The organism is Gloeocapsa sp. PCC 7428 (assembly GCF_000317555.1).
Taxonomy (GTDB): domain Bacteria; phylum Cyanobacteriota; class Cyanobacteriia; order Cyanobacteriales; family Chroococcidiopsidaceae; genus Chroogloeocystis.
In genome coordinates this window covers 362,339-381,093 of sequence record NC_019745.1, presented here as the reverse complement: position 1 = coordinate 381,093, position 18,755 = coordinate 362,339, and the positions used below count along the sequence as shown (strand labels likewise).

Below are 18,755 nucleotides of genomic sequence, written 5' to 3'. Positions count from 1 at the left end.
TTTTAGCTCTCATGCAGTGAACTAGCATGAATCCTACTCTCTTTTTTGATTAATTGATCCCCACTTACCGCATCTGACACAGTTTAAAATAAAGTTTAAGAATTATTACTTAGCGGTTTTTGTTTCAACCTTGGAAGAGCTTATGAATCCTAACATTGAAATTTACACATGGAGCCGATGCCCTTTTTGTATTCGCGCCAAAGCTTTGCTTAAAGAGAAAGGCGTTGAGTTTACAGAATATGTGATTGATGGTGATGAGACAGCGCGATCGCAGATGGCAAAACGCGCGAATGGTAGACGTTCGGTACCGCAGATTTTTATTAATGACCATCATATCGGCGGCTGTGACGACTTGTACGAATTGGAATTTCAAGGCAAGCTCGATCAACTATTAGCAGCATAAAAAAGCGATGAAACTTGCCTTTATTATTGATCCCATTGCACGGCTCGATCCAGGACATGATACGAGCGTCGCCTTGATGGAAGCCGCACAAGCGTTAGGTCATTCTGTTTGGATAACTCAAGCAAACTTGTTAAGTGTCGTCGCAGGTAAAGCTTGGGCTGTATTAGAACGCGTGCAGCTAAAACCTGTCCAACTCGCGCAAGGTCGATGGGTTGTGGAGAATCCCTGGTTTGAGTTGAGCGATCGCACTTTCGCCCCTTTAGAAAGTATGGATGCTGTTTTCATGCGTACTGATCCGCCGGTAACGGTTTCCTACCTTTATGCGACATACATTTTAGATTATATCGATTCTGCGAAAACCTTAGTTATCAATGATCCCCAAGGAATCAGGGCAGCTAACGAAAAGATGTACGCGCTGCAATTTAGCGACTGGATTCCAGAAACAATTGTCAGTTCTAATAAACAAACAATTCGCGAGTTTGTCGAGGCACAAGGCGCAGCAATTCTGAAACCTTTGGGAAATAAAGCCGGAGAAGGAATTCTGTATTTAGAAGCAGGCGATCGCAATTTTAACTCGATGGTTGAGTTAAGTACCTTGCAAGGCAGCGTACCCGTTATGGTACAAACTTACTTACCCGCTGCCAAAGAAGGCGACAAAAGGATTATTCTCCTTAACGGTAAACCTATTGGCGCACTCAATCGACTTTCGTCGGGAAATGAGTTTCGCAACAATATGGCAGCAGGTGGGACTGTAGCTCAAATTGGCATTACCGAACGCGAACAATCTATGTGCGCCGATATTGCCAAGAAATTGCACCAAGACGGCTTATATTTTGTGGGGATCGATGTGATTGGCGGCTACCTTACCGAAGTCAACGTCACAAGTCCTACGGGCATTCGGGAAATTGATCGTCTAGAGGGTACTCGCTTAGGCGAACAGGTGATTCAGTGGTTGGAGTTAAAAGCGGTGCGGGCATAGACGTGGCTTTAACGTCTACGCTTTGCCTCAAGACCGAGGATTGCGCCTTCTTTGGAGAAACTCAGGAATATCCAAACCTGGCTTTTCTACTGTTTCTATCTCAATTGTGGGAGAAGATGGCGCGCTCGGTGTGGCTTGTGGTTGTGGCTTCGAGACGACTCGCGTACTCGCTTGCGGTTCAGCACCAGTTTCTGTAGAAAATCCTGTAGCAATTACTGTAATTCGTATTTCACCTTGTAGTTTTTCGTCGATAACTGCACCAAAAATAATATTGGCATTAGGGTCTACGACTTCATAGATAGTCTCAGCTGCGGCATTGACTTCGTGTAAAGTTAAATCGTGACCACCAGTAATATTAAAAACAACGCCTTTAGCTCCTTCAATCGAAGATTCGAGCAGAGGTGAGGAAATTGCTGCGTTGGCGGCTTCTCTAGCGCGCGATTTGCCAGAACCAATACCAATTCCCATCAATGCTGAACCCGCGTCTGCCATAATAGCGCGGACATCTGCAAAGTCAACGTTAACTAATCCTGGGATTGTAATAATATCAGAAATTCCTTGTACGCCTTGCCGGAGGATATCATCCGCAATCCGAAAAGCTTCTTGTACAGGTGTTTGTTCTGAGATCACAGAAAGCAGTTTGTCGTTGGGGATAACAATTAGTGTATCTACGCGGCTTTGAAGTGCTTCGATACCTTGTTCGGCTTGTGAGGTACGCCGCCGCCCTTCAAACATAAAAGGACGCGTAATTACTCCGACAGTCAATGCGCCTAATTCTTTGGCAACTTCTGCCACGATTGGTGCTGCACCTGTTCCTGTTCCGCCACCCATACCTGCGGTAATAAAAACAAGGTCAGCATTTTCTAAAGCCGCAGCAATTTCCTCGCGAGATTCCTCGGCAGCTTTTTGACCGATCGCGGGATTACCACCTGCACCTAAACCGCGTGTCAACTTTTGTCCTATTTGTAATCGCCGAGTCGCCGACGTATTTGTTAAAGCTTGGGCATCTGTATTGATTGACCAAAACTCAATGCCACTGACTTCGCTGGCAATCATCCGGTTAACTGCATTGCCACCACCACCACCAACACCGATAACTTTAATATTGGCGACTCGACCTGGCACAATATCATCGAATTGACCGTCTGGTTCAGGAATTCCTTTGGAATCGTAATTTTGTCCAAAATGAATCCCTGAGGAGTTAAAAGGATTGTTCGAGTTGACAGTCAGCGAATAGCTTGGCTGTCCTGTCGATTGTGAGCTTTTATCCGTAGGCTCTCTTTTACTATTAAGCACCATTGGCATGAACAAGGATATGTAAACAACTTTTTAGATGTGATTTGGCTAAGAGTCTACTATAGGTTGACCGCCTCTGACTCTGCCATCGATCTTCGGTATGACTGTAGATGTCGCTCTATCGCAAGGAATTACTATTGTTACTGGTTTAAAATAGAGTCAATACAGCAATCCAATTGATGCAGTTCTTTATAAAAATCGTAATGTATACAGATTGCTAGTTCTTCTCGTTGGTGTTCCTAATCGAATTTATAATATTGGGTTTGCTGGTAAATAGCAAATCTCTTTGCCAAATACTCAAGGCGGCATATTAAGTTTTGGCAATTGATTGGGTTGCGCGTAATTAATAGAATTAATAAATTCACCTTTATAGATTATTTACTTTTCAATCTAAAGTGTAGCGCTGATAGTTTCGATGGAACGAGTTTGCTAGTGGGATTTCCCCGCTACTTTAATTGGCGATGAGTTGGTGGTTAGTTCATTAAATTTTCTGTAAAATCTTGTCATGTAGTTAGTTTCGCTTGCAAATACCTTTTACTTTTTCATGCACTGCTACACAGTTTTCACGACCGCCGAGGGGCTTTCGACAATTGAGAAGGCGATATGCTGCCTAAGAAATAGCCTACACTATCCTTCTCATCAATTTAATTAAAAAATACAAAAATGCATATTAGCTATGTTGTTTTTAAACATAATCAACTCTTTTTACTTTAACAAATAATAATTTTAATCATAAATTTGTCAGTATTAAAACTTTTTAAATAAGTTTACTATGCTTGGTTTACAAGATAGTTCGCTCTAAACTTTGAGGAACATTGCAGGTAGAAAAACGCAAAAACTCTGCTCATATATCTCGACAATATTGGCACCAACCTCACTGCTGTGGCGTATCAGGATTAACCGTTTCTAATTGGTTCATTTGTACTGTAGGCGTATCAGGATTAGAGATATCAATGTAGGCAATTTGACTAGGATTTAATTGTTGAGGAAGTTGCCGCATTTGATCGAGGACTTGTAGTTGCTGATTGAGTCTCGAACTATAGGCACCAAGATGCACAATTCCTAATTCAGTTTTAAGAATAATATTCGTAGGATCTTGACAGTCAATTTCGGTTATTTTAACAGGGCTACGACTAACACCTTGATATACTGAAGCCCAATAAGACTGATAACGTTCCCAGGGACCAATGACTTTTAATTGTGGTAGTTTCAAATTTGTAGATTGGGCAGCATAAGTTTGAAAAGGAATCCACACTCCCTGCGCATCGACAAATCCCATGTTAGCTTGCGTGTCGGTTGTCACAGTTTGGGGTGGTCTAATGTAGGCGATCGCCACCGGAATTCTTTCGGTAACTTGGACGCGTAAACTTGGGGGAAACAATTCGCGCGTCACATTTGCATCGGCGATCGTGGGTTGCGATTCCAGCGTTTTGGCGATCGCTTCAGGTTGAATTCGCAATAATGACTGTGGGTAGGTAATTGGTAACAATGATTTAATTGCTTGTGTTGCAAGGAGTTGGTTTCCTTCGATCGTCACTTGTCCAGACTCGCGTAATACCCAAATCGGTCGAGTCGTAGCCCAAACTAAGCCACCGAGGATTCCACCAACTGCCAATGTTTGCCATGCAGCGTGTAACATTTTGAGGCGTCTGTGAGTACGCAACATTTTTCGTCTTTGCTCTAAGTCCGAGCGAGAAACTGATTCGATGCTGGTCATCCTACCTCACTACTAGCAGTTCTACAAAAGATAACTCGTGTTTCAACCTTTGCATATCGTTCTGGATATTTTAGATCTTGTATGAGACGATGCAAAGTTCATAACAAAACAAAACTGATGCACCGTACAAGAAAACTTTAAGTATTTATTAACGTTGATGATGCTTTTGACATGATTATTGCGTCGTGAGTATCACTTTTGTGGAAGTTGTCATAGAGTGTCTACGGTAAAACCACTGAATTTAATTTGCGATCGCTGCTGGTCATTCAGTAATTTTGCGGTATTTGGCACGAATGCCTATGCCGTTTTCCTAGACAAGTTAGGAAGGCGCACAAGCTACTAAGACTTCCATGCATATGAGAGGAAATGCGTATACTGTCTCATAGCTAACCAGCAAGACACCCAAACTAAGCAGTAAAATCTTGATATCTTTAAGTTTGGTAAAAACATCATTCACCCCAACACTATGGGTAATACTTTTGGACAATTATTTCGGGTAACAACCTTTGGCGAATCTCACGGCGGTGGCGTTGGGGTAGTGATTGATGGTTGTCCACCGCGCCTAGAAATTTCTGCCGCAGAAATTCAGCAAGAACTCGACCGCAGGCGTCCAGGTCAAAGCAAAATTACCACACCGCGCAAAGAAGCAGATACGTGCGAGATTCTATCAGGCGTGTTTGAAGGCAAAACCTTGGGAACACCGATCGCAATTTTAGTCCGTAACAAAGATACTCGCCCGCAAGACTACGATGAAATGGCGCAAAAGTACCGTCCATCACACGCGGATGCGACTTATGATGCAAAATATGGCATTCGTAACTGGCAAGGTGGTGGTAGATCTTCTGCCCGCGAGACAATCGGGAGAGTCGCCGCTGGTGCGATCGCCAAAAAAATTCTGTTCGCGGTGGCTGGTGTTGAAATTATTGGTTACGTCAAACGCATCAAAGATTTAGAAGGCGTTATCGATCCCAATACGGTAACGACCGCACAAGTTGAAAGTAATATCGTCCGCTGTCCTGATGCGGAATGTGCCGAACGCATGATCGAACATATCGAACAAATTGGGCGTCAGGGAGATTCAATCGGTGGGGTTGTGGAATGTGTGGCGCGGAATGTCCCTAAAGGTTTGGGAGAACCTGTTTTTGACAAACTAGAAGCTGATATTGCTAAAGGCGTGATGTCTTTACCTGCGTCTAAAGGTTTTGAAATCGGTTCTGGTTTTGCCGGTACGCTGCTAACGGGTAGCGAACACAATGACGAGTTCTACACCGATGAACGCGGCGAAGTACGTACTCTCACAAATCGTTCAGGGGGCATTCAGGGAGGAATTTCTAACGGGGAAAATATCGTTTTGCGGGTAGCGTTTAAACCGACAGCGACGATTCGCAAGGAACAGCGTACGGTTACTCGTGAAGGTGAAGATACGTTATTGGCGGCTAAAGGAAGACACGATCCCTGCGTGTTACCCCGTGCTGTACCTATGGTAGAAGCAATGGTAGCTTTGGTGCTGTGCGATCATCTATTGCGCCATCAAGGACAGTGTAAAGTGTTAACAAATTAATTCGTCGGTTAACAAGCGCAAAATATCAAATTATCCTGACATAACTTAGCAGTTTATATGCTTGACCTTAAAAATGCAGGAAAAACATGGGCTGATTGAGCATCCGCAAGAAGTACCAGAATTGGCGCAAAAAATTGTTGCTGAATTTAGTGCTTTGCCACAAGTTATTGCAATTGCATTGGCTGGATCGCAAATCAACGAATTGGCTGATGAATTGTCTGACTTTGATTTTTACGTCTATACAACCACAGAAATTCCTACAAATGTTCGTGCTGATATTGCCAACAAATTTGCAACTCGGATAGAAATTAATAATCAATTTTGGGAACCTGGTGATGAATGGATTGATACAGCTACCGGATGTGGTGTTGATGTGATGTACAGGACGCCTAATTGGATAGAAAAACAGTTAGAAAGCATTTTAGTCAATCACCAAGCATCTGTCGGCTATTCAACCTGTCTGTGGTGGAATATTTTGAAATCACATCCTGTGTACGATCGCGATGGTTGGTTCAAACATCTGCAACATCAAGCTTTGCAACCGTATCCCGAAGAATTAAGACGTGCGATCGTTGCTAAAAATTACCCAATTCTCCGCCAGCACATCTCAGCTTATACACACCAAATAAAATTAGCTATAAGTCGTAGTGACTTTGTGAGTATTAATCATCGTGTAGCGGCATTAGTCGCAAGTTATTTTGATATTATTTTTGCAGTTAATTATCTACCTCATCCAGGAGAAAAACGCTTGGTACAATTTGCTAAATCTTTATGCAAGAAATTACCAAAATCTTTTGAGATTGATTTGAAAAATCTTCTGGGTTCATTATCAATGGATAGTAAGATTCTCTACAACATCAATTGTTTAATAGATAATCTAGATCAGCTATTACTCACTGAACGGCTAATCCCAATATCAGGGTTGGGTAAATACGAAAGAAATTGAAAAGTCTAACTATATTAAAGATTGTTAATATAGCACTGGGCAGATAACTTTTTTGCACACAATGCCAATTGATAAACCAGATTTTATCCTTTATGCCCAACACGGATGGGCGGATACAGGTAAGGCGATCGCATCATTAGCAAATCGTCTCGCAACTCCAAAAACACTTGTTGTCTCCCCCAGTTTGGGTTTTATCAATACTTGGTTGCGCATTGAACCTTTAATCGCGGCGGTCGAAAAAATTGCGATTGAAACCAATTCGCGATATCCAAACACGCCTATCCGGATTATTGGTCATTCGATGGGAGGATTAATTTGGCTTGAAGTCCTCAATCGTCATCCCGAATGGTGGTCAAGAGTAGAATCATTAGTGCTAATCGCATCACCTATCGGAGGGGCAGACTTAGCAAGATTACTTGATCCCCTAAGTTTGGGAGTAGGTATTGCACGCGACTTAGGCAAAAATCGCCGAGAAATTGCCGAAGCGATCGCCAAAGCGATCCCCACGTTAATCATTGCCGGAGATTTTGACAACGGTAGCGATGGCACAATTCCGATAGGTTCAACTAAGTTTCGCAATGCCCAGTTTGTTTTACTTCCTGGCTTATCGCACGCAATTATGCGCCATCACTCGGATGTTACAACTGTCATTCAAGATTTTTGGACTAGCGAAAAAACACTAAGCGACATTTCCGAACCTGAATTAACTGACTTACTCATTCAGCGTTTGCAACTCGTTTCTGGTATCACAGACGCGCATCATCGAGACTTTAGCAAAGCCCAAGTTTGCTTTACTTTAGAAAATGGGATTTCTATTTGTACTTGGAAAAATTTATTAGGAATAGATCACGTTTTCGTCAGTTGTCCCGAAGGTAAATGTCTCTACAGTGGCTTTGTTGGTTGGTTGCACTCAGAAAACTTGCAACAAACGCTTCAAGAAATAGAAAGAGAATTCACTGAAAACATATCTTAGCTAACAGCTTACTTCTGCCTCTGCTTTCTCTTTTCCTGAAGTGTTTGCTTATATTATCTAAGTAAATGAGTAAAAATAAACGTAACTTAAGGGCTGGTAACTGGTCATTGGTTAAGCAGGAGCTATTACCCATTACCTATTAACTATTACCCGATAAATGTTGTATGTGATATTTAATTATGCCTACCTACTTACTAAATTAAATGGATTTCGTCTCAATCTTAGGGCTAATAGCCGGAACATTAACCACAATTGCTTTTCTCCCACAATTATTTAAAACCTGGCAATCTAAATCAGCTAAAGATGTTTCTTTAGGGATGCTAATGATATTTTCAACTGGTGTATTTTTGTGGTTAATTTATGGAATTTATCTACAAGCATTACCTATTATTCTTGCTAACTTAATTACACTCATTTTCAACTTAATAATTTTAGGGCTTAAAATAAGATATAGATGACTCAATAGCTAAATGAAGCTAATTAACGCCAGTGACTGCCTCCGTTTTTGCCAACGAACGCCTTTTATTTAACCCAGCAACTCCAGATAGCGATGCGATTCGTACGATTTTTGCCTTTCCCAATGAATACAGCGTGGGAATCACTAGCCTGGGTTATCAAGTCGTGTGGGCAACTTTAGCAATGCGGTCAGATGTGCAAGTAAGCCGCTTATTTACTGATATTCACGAACAATTACCACGCGATCCTGAGTTACTCGGTTTTTCTGTGTCGTGGGAACTCGATTACGTTAATATTCTCAATTTACTTGAGTCTTTAGAAATTCCGATTCGGGCAAAGGCGCGCAGTAGCAGCGATCCCCTCGTTTTTGGTGGAGGTCCAGTATTAACAGCAAACCCAGAACCGTTTGCGGATTTTTTTGACGTTATTTTGCTAGGCGATGGGGAAAATTTACTAGGAGATTTTATTGCTGCTTACAAAGAAGTTCGCAATAGCGATCGCCCAACTCAGTTGCAACATTTGGCACAAGTTCCAGGAGTTTATATCCCCAGTTTGTACGAAGTTACGTATCACGATCCTACAGGTACGATTAAGTCAATTGAACCTCTCGCAGCAGTTCCCAACGTTGTAGAAAAGCAAACTTATCGCGGTAACACATTATCTGCTTCTACCGTAGTCACCGAAAAAGCTGCGTGGGAAAATATTTACATGGTGGAAGTGGTACGTAGTTGTCCTGAAATGTGCCGCTTTTGCTTGGCAAGTTACTTAACACTTCCGTTTCGGACAGCAAGTTTTGAGGGTTCACTCATTCCAGCGATTGAACGTGGATTAGCTGTAACAGATCGCATTGGTTTATTAGGCGCGTCGGTGACTCAGCATCCTGAGTTTGATGCTTTGTTAGAGTACTTGAGTAAGCCAGAGTACGACCATATCCGTTTAAGTATTGCCTCGGTACGCACAAATACCGTAACAGAAAAACTCGCGCGATTGTTAGCAAAACGTGACACGCGATCGCTGACAATTGCCGTCGAAAGTGGTTCAGAACGCTTGCGGCGGATCATTAATAAAAAACTCGATAATGATGCCATTATTCAAGCTGCGGTTAATGCCAAAGCTGGAGGATTAAGCAGTTTAAAACTCTACGGGATGGTGGGAGTTCCTGGAGAAGACATGGCAGATCTCGAACAAACTGTCGCGATGATGAAATCGCTGAAAAAAGCTGCCCCAGGATTACGGTTAACGTTGGGATGCAGTACGTTTGTTCCGAAAGCGCATACGCCGTTTCAGTGGTATGGAGTCAACCACCAAGCTGAGAAGCGATTGCAGTTTTTGCAGAAGCAGCTTAAACCCCAAGGTATTGATTTCCGTCCAGAAAGTTACAATTGGTCAGTGATTCAGGCATTGTTGTCGCGGGGCGATCGCCGTTTATCACAGTTATTAGAGTTAACGCGGCATTACGGTGACTCGTTGGGAAGTTACCGACGGGCGTTTAAAGCGTTACGCGGGCAGATTCCTGATTTAGATTTTTACGTGTATAGCGATTGGTCGCGCGATCGGGTTTTGCCTTGGAGTCACATTCAAGGACCACTTGCGCAGGCGACTTTATTGAAGCATTTAGCGGCCGCTGAAGCTGAGATGGATAAAGTTGGTAAGGAGTCGCAGTTGGTGCGGTGTTAAAAAGAACCACAAAGAATACAAAGTCTCGCTTGTGCCCGTACTCTCACCCTGACCTCTACTATTCATCTAAAAGCTGTATCTTTGTCCCTGTTAAATTGGCGTGAGTTAGTTTAGCTTCATTGAGATTTGCGCCAGTGAGGTCAGCTAAGGTTAAGTTTGCGCCGGTTAGATCTGCTTGTGTGAGGTCGGCATTTCTGAGGCAAGCGCGATATAAATTTGCGCCGGTGAGGTTGGCTTGTGATAAGTTCGCCCGCGCTAAGTTGCCCATTGCTAGCGTTGTTCTACTTAAGTTTGCCAAACTTAAATTAGTCGCGGTTAAGTCGGCTGCGGTTAAATCAGCATAAGTTAAGTTTGTTTGTTGAAGTGTAGCCCCTGTAAGCTTTGCCCAACTAAGATTGATGGCATTTAAGTTGTCAGAATCGAGCGAGATTCCTCTTAAGTTAGCATTGGTGAAATTTCTCTCGCCTGCTTGATAGCGTCGTAGCAACTCGTTAGCAGTTAATCGGGCAAGATATGTCACTTCTGCCCCTGCATAACACCATTGTGCTTGGATGAGGCTAGCAGCAGTATTGACAGCTACCTCGTCACATTTATCTAACACAACGCTGTTGCATCCGTCCCACTCGCCGCCTAGCATAAAGGCTATCTCGCTAGCCGCAGATGGTGTATCGACTAAAAGAATGTTTTGCTTTGGTGGTGAAAACCAATCAGCACGAAGTAGCCGTCGTGGAAGTAGTACCATTTTGAGATGCTCAGTAATTTGGACTTATTGGTATCTTTACCTTTCTAATTCTGAAATTGCTTTAGGAACACCTGCGGTTAAAACTTCGTTGCCAGTTTCTGTGACTAACACGTCGTCTTCAATCCGGATACCAATTCCACTCCAGCGGGGATCAATTTCGGGTTGGTCTTCGGCGGGTTTGGTGTCGGGGACGATGTAAAGCCCTGGTTCGACGGTGAGAACTTGCCCAGGTTGTAAAATTTGAGGATTGTCACCGTGTTGATAAACGCCAACATCGTGAACATCTAAACCTAGCCAGTGTCCTGTGCGGTGCATATAGAAGGGTTTGTATTTTTCTTCCTCGATGAGTTTGTCGATTTCACCTTTGAGGATACCAAGTTCGACTAAACCTTCGGTGAGGACGCGCACGGCGGTATCGTGAAAGGCATTGTAAGGATTTCCTGGTTTTACTTGGGCGATCGCTTGCTGTTGTGCTTCTAAGACAATTTCATACAGTATTTTTTGTTCCGGTGTAAACTTACCGCCGACAGGGAAAGTCCGCGTGATATCTCCGTTGTAGTACTCGTAAGCACATCCGGCGTCGATGAGTAGCAGTTGATTATCCTGCATTTGGCAGTTGTTCTCGATGTAGTGCAACACGCACGCATTTGCACCAGAAGCAACTATTGAGGGGTACGCCGGTCCCATACCACCGCGTCGGCGAAAAACGTGTTCAATTTCGGCTTGGATTTCGTACTCGTAACGCCCTGGGTGCGCGATCGCCATTGCCCGATTGTGGGCTTCGACGGAAATTTCTGCTGCTTTGCGCATTAATTCTAATTCGGCTGGACTTTTTGTCAGTCGCATCGCGTGTAGCAATATGCCAACGTCTTCTAAGGCGATTGGTCCTGTGCCGCGTTTGGGATAAGTTGCGAGTAGGCGTTGCCAGTGTTTGAGAATTTTGTCATTAAATGCGCGATCGCGTCCTAAGCGGTAATAAATGCGGTCGGCTTTTTCGAGATACTGCGGTAATTTTTCATCAAGTTCGGCGATCGGATACGCTTCGTCTGCGCCATAGCGTTCTTTTGCCCCTTCCACGCCACAGCGGTAGCCCGTCCAAACTTCTTTTTCTCGTTCTTTGGGCTGGACAAACAAGATAAAGCGATGTTCTGGGTGATGCGGCGCTAAAACTGCGACGGCTTCAGGTTCATTAAATCCTGTTAGATAAAAAAAGTCGCTATCCTGACGGTAAGTATATTCCACGTCGTTGTGCATAACTGCCGTCGGCGCACTGCGAAAAATTGCAGTTCCACTACCGATTTTTGTCATCAGCTGTTCGCGACGCTGGCGATATTCTGCTTGCATTGCTGCTTTTAAAGTTGCTCTTTATGCTTAATTGTAGTCGAACCACCTTGAACAAGGCTGCCAAGGTGGGTGTGTTAGGCGATCGCTAAAATCGATAACTTAAGACTTGAATTGCCGAACCATTTTGTGGTAAATCTGCTGCGCTCAAGCTAATTGTGTCAGAATTTGCGCGGCGTACAGGCATTCCGTCCATGACTGCCAGAAATTCGTCAAGCGCAACGATATCGCAGCTAGCTTCGTCTGCGGCTTGGGTACGATAGTGCGTCGGAATAACAAGTTTTGCATTCAGTGTTTGCACTGCTGCTCTTGCTTCCTGGGGATTGTAAGCTTTAGGACCGCCTCCCACAGGAACAAAAACGACATCAGGAGTACCCATCAAGATTTTTTGCTCAGTCGTAATTGGTGCCGCTGCGCCTCCCAAGTGCAGAATGTTGATGCCTGCTTGTGTCCAGCGCCACGCGACATTTGTACCAAAACGTTTTCCGCCGACGCGATCGTGGTCGGTGGCGATTCCTTGAAACTGGATATTATTAAAATCATAAACGCCTGGTTCAAAAACCAAGCGGGGATTTCCTGGCACGGATTCTACAGCACCTTCATCGAGTAACTGACTACTAATCAGTACTAGATCTGCCGCAACGTTTGGAGGGCGATAGCCTGCGGTGCAACCCAATGTCCGAAAAGGATTAACTAAAACGCGGGTTCCGCCTCCATTAAACAGAAAACACGTATGACCTAACCATTGAACTGATAACGAACCTGCTTGTGCGACAGCAGGTTGAAATTTGCCTAGGGTCGTCGCCACGGTTGTCAGCAACCCCGCCCCAGCATATTGCATTAATTGTCGCCGTTTCATCTTTTCTCCAGTTGTTCCAGGAAATTTCGTAGTAGCTGCTTTCCTGAATTTGTCAGCACACTCTCTGGGTGAAATTGGACGCCTTCAATGTGCGGATAGTTTCGGTGTCTTACACCCATAATTGTGCCATCGTCTACCCAAGCCGTAATTTCTAGTACGTCTGGGCAGGTTTGCGCATCGATCGCTAAACTATGATACCGAGTTGCGGTCAAAGGATTTTCTAATCCTTTAAAAACACCAATACCTGTATGTGAAACGTCAGATGTTTTACCATGCATGAGTTCTGGCGCAGAAACAATTTTGCCGCCGAAAACTTGACCAATGCTTTGATGCCCCAAGCACACACCGAGAATTGGTAAATCTGGTCCTAGGTGACGAATGATATCTAGAGAAATTCCAGCATCGTCGGGGCGTCCAGGTCCTGGAGAGATGACAATACCTGCTGGTTGCAACTGGCGAATTTGCTCTAAGGTAATTTGGTCGTTACGGTAAACTTGGATTTCTGCCGCTACAGGAAAATCGGCTGCGAGTTCTCCGAGATACTGAACCAAATTGTAGGTGAAGCTGTCGTAGTTATCGATAACTATGAGCAAGGTTATTTATCCTCATTCTTACTCTTCTCTATCATAAAGCGGCGCGTAATAAGACGAGCAAGGGAGGTAATAAGAGAATTCCGGCAACAAATACAGCGGCTAACGCAGTAACAAGAACAGCACCTGCTGCGCAATCTTTAGCAATTTTAGCGAGTTCGTGATAAGTTTGCTTGACTGTGAGATCGACGACCGACTCGATTGCTGTGTTCAAGACCTCTAATGCCAGTACTAATCCAATCGTAATGCTAATAACGGCTAGCTCAATCGGTTGTAAATGTAATAAAACGCCCAAGCTGATTGCTAGAGCGCCAATTAATAAATGAATCCGAAAATTGCGTTGGGTAACAAAAGTGTAACTTACGCCATTCCAGGCATATTTAAAACTAATTAATAAATTGGCAGCGACTCGCCAAGAAAACTCCCGCTTTCTCGAAGCTATTTCTGGTCGGTTTGGCTGTGATGTAGAAACTTCTTGGGACATATACACGAAACCAGAACACAGGAGTTATTGAGGAAACTTGCTTGAATAGCGGTAATTCATCGTCTCACAGGAAAGTAACAACTGGCAATAGAAATTTGATTAGCTACATCACGACAAGATTAACTTTGTCTAGTAAGTGAGTTTGCTCGTTGAGCATTTGGTTGAGGCTGTCATCGTCGGGATGATCCCAACCCAACAGATGAAGCAAACCATGGGCTGCTAACCAAGCTAGCTCAATTTTCAATGAGTGATTCTGCTGATTTGCTTGCCGTGCGGCTGTATCAACCGAGATTACTATATCACCAAGATATAAAGGAAGACGCGATCGCATCTCACTCGGCAGAGGGAAATTTGTCTCTAATGCTGCGAATGCTAGTACATCGGTAGGCTTGTTTTGCTGTCGATACTGCGCATTTAACACTTGAATTTCTGCATCGTCAGTTAAGCGCAGGCTCAGTTCGTATCCCAGTGCTGGAGGAAGATACTCTTGCAAGCTTGCAATCCAACACGCAAACCACGCTTCCCACGTCTCTATGGCGATGAAGTTGGAATTAACTTGTTGATTTACTAATAAATCTTTTGCTATTGAGGAATCTAAAAAACAGTTTTCAACGTTGATTTCAACTTGCAGTTGTTTTGTCATCGAGTTAGATAAGCAAGTCCCACCAGAACGGCTAAAAGTCCAACAGTTGTTAAAATAAAATGTTGCAGCGAAGTAGCTCGCTTACGCACCATATTACGCATGGCAAGCTTAACATAACTTGGTCGCGGTTCGGTGGTGGTTGCAGGTGATTGCGTCGGATGGCTTACAGTTTGCTCTGGTAAGGACGAATTGCTCATAATTAAGTATTGTCGCTTGCACGCGATATACGGCTATAAATATTCTTCCCTTAATGTAACAGTTTGTTAAAGCAGCAGCTAGAGGCTAGTGGGAAGTGTGGGAAGTGTGGGAGAAATTTGATGATTATTGCTCTTTAATACTCAATAACCCAACTACCCGCCTACCCTCTGCTTCCCCTATTTCTCCTCAACTAGGCGATGTTACTCTCTACAAGTTGATTTTCTTGACGGAGGTAGGCTTGAATAAACAAATCGATTTCGCCATTCATAACGTCGGCGATCGCTGTTGTTTCCACATTAGTCCGCAAGTCCTTCACTAACTGATAGGGGTGAAAGACGTAGTTGCGAATTTGGTTTCCCCAAGCAGCTTCTACCATATCGCCACGAATTTGGGCGATTTCTTGCGCGCGTTGTTCTTGCGCAACGATCAGCAGCTTTGCTTTGAGGATCGCCAGTGCTTTTTCCTTATTTTGCAACTGACTGCGCTCTTGAGTACAGCGCACTGCAATACCAGTAGGAATGTGGACGATGCGGACTGCGGTTTCTACTTTATTAACGTTTTGCCCGCCTTTACCACCAGCCCTTGATGTTGTAATTTCTAAGTCTTTTTCTGGTATGTCCAACTGCACAGAATTATCGATTTGTGGCATGACTTCCACACCAGCAAAGCTTGTTTGTCGCTTACCGTTGGCGTTGAAAGGGGAAATGCGTACTAGGCGATGCGTTCCCTTCTCGCCTTGCAAGTACCCATAAGCATAACGACCAGAAATTTCTAGCGTAGCTGACTTAACTCCCGCTTCATCGCCTTCAGAAAGTTCAGCAAGATTGACTTTATATCCTTGATTTTCTGCCCAACGCGTGTACATCCGGAGCAGCATCTCTGCCCAATCTTGAGCGTCAGTTCCTCCTGCACCCGCATTGATCGTGAGAACTGCGCCTTTTTCATCATAAGGACCAGCGAGTAACTGCTGTAGCTCCCACTGATCGAGTTCTCGATTCAACTGCGTCACGTTCACAGCGGCTTCGTTTAGCAGGGCTTCGTCAGCTTCTAACTCTAAAAGTTCCAGCACAGCTTTGGTATCTTCTAAACTCGCTTGCCATTGTGCGTGTTGCTGCAAATGCGCTTTGAGATCGTTCATTTCTTGCAGCGTTTGTTGCGCACTTGTTTGATCTTCCCAAAATTCTGGTTGCGCTGCGATTTGCTCAAGATCCTGAATTTTGGCGGTTAATGCTGGTACGTCAAAGATAGTCCTGGGTTTTACCCAGGCGCTGAGATAACCTTTCGACTTCGCGTTTGATTTCTAAGACTTCCATATCCTCTAAGTAGACAGTATTTTTTTTGCGATCGTGCGTTGAACTGTATTTTGATTTTAACGATTATCGACAACTTCTCAATCCAAGTCTTTGGATAAGACTTTTAGTTCTTCCACGCGCTACTGAAGACAGTAGAACTCACTTGAGGTCAATCCCTACTCAAGCTACTGAATTTTTTGTCGTTATCTCTCTTTCAGATGTGTGAATTTGCCAAGCCTTTTTCGTCTTAATCGGTCGTTACTGAATGCTACTGAAGACTTCCAATGAATAACTACTCGACGATTCATATCGGCACCCGATGATTCTCAGAGCGATCTGTCTAGCTATGAAGACAATGAAGCGATGCTACTTACTCAGAGAATATACGTAAAAATCCCGATTTGTCAAAGGGCAACCTTGATAAATTCAGTGGAATGACGATGGTTTCTTATGCTTTCTCTACCGACAATAATTGCAGCTTGGATTCAAGCTTAGTCATTTTTTTACACAAATATCTAAAAATCTCTTTAATTATTATCGGAGTTTTTATGCCGAAAACTCAATACGCTGACTATTCAGAAGCACGGAACTTACTTGTTTCATATCATCAAAAACCTTCGATTAAATTACGAAATAAACTGGTTAAATTGCACAGTGGTTTAGTCAGGAAAATGGCACATCAATTCAGTCATCAATGTACTGAGCCATACGAAGATTTAGAACAAATTGGCTACTTGGGTTTGATTCGAGCAATTGAACGATTTGATCCGAGTCAAGGCTATGCTTTTAGTTCTTTTGCTGTGCCTTATATTCGTGGGGAAATTCTTCATTTTTTACGCGATCGCTCGTGTGCTATTAAAATTCCTCGACGTTGGCAAGAAATTTATAACCAGGGACAAAAAGTTCGTAAAAAACTAACTTCTTCATTAGGGCGCTGTCCAACAGATATCGAAATCGCTTGCTGCTTACAAGTTTCTATACAAGAGTGGCTCGATTGCAAATTAGCAATTCAAAACCGAATTACTTTAAGTCTAGATACGACTGTTGTTCATCATGTCGATTGCCCAATTACATTAGGAGAAGCACTTGCTGATCCTCGTTCTACGAGCTTACAGCAACAAGAAGAGGATCGCCAGCAACTACAAGGCGCAATGAGTCAAATGGAGGAAAAGACAAGAATTGCAGTTGAATTAGTTTTCTTAAAAGAGCTTTCGCGTAAAGAAGCAGCACAACACATTGGCACTAGCCCAATGACAGTTACCCGCTACCTTCAAAGAGGTAAAGTACAGTTAGTTAATTTATTACAAGCACCAGCCTTAGCAGCAGGAGCTTAATACTTACTTTGTTAATTTATTCATAAAAGCAACGCTACAAGTAAGCAGCTTATTACAAAATTATATCATTACCACTATCCAATTCTCATGCTCAACGTAACTGTAGAGTCACAAAATAGAAAATTTTTATCTATAGAACAAAATATTAAGCTCGATGAGCAAAAGCAAGTAAAGTATAAAAAAATATGGCTTAAAACTCAAAAGCCGCAATTACCTGTAAAAATCCAAGAGCATGAAACTGTTAAACAGATACTTAGTCACCCTTTATTATTAACTTTATTACGTATAGTTTTTGAAGAAACAGGCGAAATTCCACTACAGCGCGCGCAGCTTTATCATGCAGGATTACAAATTCTCTTAAAGCAGTGGGGTAGCACTGAAGGTGCAAAAGACAAAATTTTCACAAGCTTGTCGTTGAAACAAAAAGAAGATTTGCTAACTTATGTTGCTTGGATGACTTTTGCACAAGGAGAATACTTTTTTGAGCAACAGCAGCTAGAGCAGTATATCAGTGACTATCTACAAAAAATATTCAAAACCCAAATTGAGCTAGAAACACGTGCGCAAGCCAAGCAAGTTCTACAATCTATTCAAGCTCATTACGAACTCTTTACCGAATGGACGCCTGGTATTTATGCTTTTTCAGTTCTTTCTTTTCATGAATATTTAGCTGCAAAAGCAATTGTAGAAGGTTATACTGTACAGGGATTAGAGCAAGCGCTCAAACAGCTTGTTGAGCAATTAACGGAAAATCGCTGGCATCAAATTTGCACTCTAGTAGCAAGTATGTTACCGAATACAGACTATCTCTTGCTACTAATGAAGTCTAAAATTGATACTTTAATTGAATCACAAGTAACTTTGCAACCTTTTCTAACTTGGTTAAAATATCAATCACTGAAGATAAATTGTGATTACAAACCCGCAGCAGTTCGTGCGTTTTATATCGAGTGTATTCTTGGTATTGATTTTGAGATTTCTGGTGCTTTAGATAGCAAGTTATCACGCGATCTAGAAGCTGATTCACCAAAGTTAAATTCTGCGGCTCACAAACTACAAAGATGTCGTTTTAGCGATCGCCAGAAGCAGGCGTTACAGCAATATTATGATATGTCCAAAGTTTTATTTGATAGTATAGATGCTGGATGTGTCACCTGTAGTATTCGAGAAGAGTTAGAGCAAAACTTATTTTCATTCGCGAAAAATACCCCATTACTGGAGGCGATCGCATAATAGATTAAGTTGCCTAACTGTTTTTCAGCCT

20 protein-coding genes are annotated in these 18,755 nt (G+C 43.0%); 10 read left to right on the top strand and 10 right to left on the bottom strand.

All coding sequences use genetic code 11. From position 1 onward, the window contains the following. The first annotated feature begins 142 nt into the window (after positions 1 to 142). Positions 143 to 403 (top strand): glutaredoxin 3, encoded by a 261-nt coding sequence (grxC, locus tag GLO7428_RS01700; RefSeq protein ID WP_015186823.1) that lies wholly within the window; start codon positions 143 to 145, stop codon positions 401 to 403. A gap of 7 nt (positions 404 to 410) precedes the next feature. Next, the gene (gshB, locus tag GLO7428_RS01695; RefSeq protein WP_015186822.1) at positions 411 to 1,382 is read left to right on the top strand and encodes a glutathione synthase; all 972 of its coding nucleotides are present in this window, start codon (positions 411 to 413) and stop codon (positions 1,380 to 1,382) included. 27 nt (positions 1,383 to 1,409) lie between these two features. Here the strand turns inward: gshB and ftsZ are convergent, their stop codons facing one another. Then, the gene (gene ftsZ / locus GLO7428_RS01690; RefSeq protein ID WP_015186821.1) at positions 1,410 to 2,681 is read right to left on the bottom strand and encodes a cell division protein FtsZ; all 1,272 of its coding nucleotides are present in this window, start codon (positions 2,679 to 2,681) and stop codon (positions 1,410 to 1,412) included. Positions 2,682 to 3,552: 871 nt separating this feature from the next. Continuing rightward, on the bottom strand, positions 3,553 to 4,344 hold the full coding sequence (locus GLO7428_RS01685) for a cell division protein FtsQ/DivIB (protein WP_196797442.1): 792 nt from the start codon (positions 4,342 to 4,344) through the stop codon (positions 3,553 to 3,555). 268 nt (positions 4,345 to 4,612) lie between these two features. Here GLO7428_RS01685 and GLO7428_RS29360 point away from each other — a divergent pair, with 268 nt between their 5' ends. The 6 genes from GLO7428_RS29360 to GLO7428_RS01660 all read left to right on the top strand — a co-directional run bounded on the left by GLO7428_RS29360 (position 4,613) and on the right by GLO7428_RS01660 (position 10,008). Beyond that, a complete protein-coding gene (locus GLO7428_RS29360; RefSeq protein ID WP_255348359.1) occupies positions 4,613 to 4,738 on the top strand; it encodes a hypothetical protein in 126 nt (41 codons plus the stop codon). A 123-nt stretch (positions 4,739 to 4,861) separates the two neighbouring features. Beyond that, entirely contained in the window at positions 4,862 to 5,956 is a 1,095-nt protein-coding gene (aroC, locus tag GLO7428_RS01680; protein WP_015186819.1) for a chorismate synthase, read from the top strand. Positions 5,957 to 6,029: 73 nt separating this feature from the next. Then, entirely contained in the window at positions 6,030 to 6,902 is an 873-nt protein-coding gene (locus GLO7428_RS01675; RefSeq protein ID WP_015186818.1) for a DUF4037 domain-containing protein, read from the top strand. 61 nt (positions 6,903 to 6,963) lie between these two features. After that, entirely contained in the window at positions 6,964 to 7,875 is a 912-nt protein-coding gene (locus GLO7428_RS01670; protein ID WP_015186817.1) for an alpha/beta hydrolase, read from the top strand. Between the two features lie 203 nt (positions 7,876 to 8,078). Next, positions 8,079 to 8,333: a SemiSWEET transporter gene (locus GLO7428_RS01665; protein ID WP_015186816.1), complete on the top strand. Its 255-nt coding sequence runs from the start codon at positions 8,079 to 8,081 to the stop codon at positions 8,331 to 8,333. 31 nt (positions 8,334 to 8,364) lie between these two features. Then, positions 8,365 to 10,008, top strand: coding sequence for a radical SAM protein (locus GLO7428_RS01660; protein ID WP_015186815.1), 1,644 nt, complete (start codon positions 8,365 to 8,367; stop codon positions 10,006 to 10,008). A gap of 58 nt (positions 10,009 to 10,066) precedes the next feature. Here the strand turns inward: GLO7428_RS01660 and GLO7428_RS01655 are convergent, their stop codons facing one another. From GLO7428_RS01655 to prfB, 8 genes are all read right to left on the bottom strand, one after another. Beyond that, positions 10,067 to 10,750, bottom strand: coding sequence for a pentapeptide repeat-containing protein (locus tag GLO7428_RS01655; protein ID WP_015186814.1), 684 nt, complete (start codon positions 10,748 to 10,750; stop codon positions 10,067 to 10,069). Between the two features lie 36 nt (positions 10,751 to 10,786). Beyond that, on the bottom strand, positions 10,787 to 12,094 hold the full coding sequence (gene pepP / locus GLO7428_RS01650) for a Xaa-Pro aminopeptidase (RefSeq protein WP_015186813.1): 1,308 nt from the start codon (positions 12,092 to 12,094) through the stop codon (positions 10,787 to 10,789). Between the two features lie 85 nt (positions 12,095 to 12,179). Then, entirely contained in the window at positions 12,180 to 12,950 is a 771-nt protein-coding gene (locus GLO7428_RS01645; protein ID WP_015186812.1) for an MBL fold metallo-hydrolase, read from the bottom strand. Beyond that, on the bottom strand, positions 12,947 to 13,543 hold the full coding sequence (locus GLO7428_RS01640) for an aminodeoxychorismate/anthranilate synthase component II (protein ID WP_015186811.1): 597 nt from the start codon (positions 13,541 to 13,543) through the stop codon (positions 12,947 to 12,949). Before GLO7428_RS01640 ends, GLO7428_RS01645 begins: the two co-directional genes overlap by 4 nt. 31 nt (positions 13,544 to 13,574) lie before the next feature. After that, the gene (locus GLO7428_RS01635) at positions 13,575 to 14,024 is read right to left on the bottom strand and encodes a diacylglycerol kinase family protein (RefSeq protein WP_015186810.1); all 450 of its coding nucleotides are present in this window, start codon (positions 14,022 to 14,024) and stop codon (positions 13,575 to 13,577) included. Positions 14,025 to 14,127: 103 nt separating this feature from the next. Next, complete coding sequence (ybeY, locus tag GLO7428_RS01630) at positions 14,128 to 14,667, bottom strand: rRNA maturation RNase YbeY (protein ID WP_015186809.1); 540 nt, start codon at positions 14,665 to 14,667, stop codon at positions 14,128 to 14,130. After that, the gene (locus GLO7428_RS01625) at positions 14,664 to 14,864 is read right to left on the bottom strand and encodes a DUF3285 domain-containing protein (RefSeq protein WP_015186808.1); all 201 of its coding nucleotides are present in this window, start codon (positions 14,862 to 14,864) and stop codon (positions 14,664 to 14,666) included. Before GLO7428_RS01625 ends, ybeY begins: the two co-directional genes overlap by 4 nt. A 191-nt stretch (positions 14,865 to 15,055) precedes the next feature. After that, positions 15,056 to 16,178 (bottom strand): peptide chain release factor 2 gene (gene prfB, locus GLO7428_RS01620; protein WP_155823550.1). Its coding sequence is split into 2 segments (ribosomal slippage): positions 15,056 to 16,105 and positions 16,107 to 16,178, totalling 1,122 coding nucleotides; the frame shifts between segments, so codons are not numbered across the junction. A 527-nt stretch (positions 16,179 to 16,705) separates the two neighbouring features. Here prfB and GLO7428_RS01615 point away from each other — a divergent pair. Beyond that, positions 16,706 to 17,491: an RNA polymerase sigma factor SigF gene (locus GLO7428_RS01615; protein ID WP_015186807.1), complete on the top strand. Its 786-nt coding sequence runs from the start codon at positions 16,706 to 16,708 to the stop codon at positions 17,489 to 17,491. 87 nt (positions 17,492 to 17,578) lie between these two features. After that, entirely contained in the window at positions 17,579 to 18,724 is a 1,146-nt protein-coding gene (locus GLO7428_RS01610) for an NACHT domain-containing NTPase (RefSeq protein WP_051038383.1), read from the top strand. Positions 18,725 to 18,755: the final 31 nt, after the last annotated feature.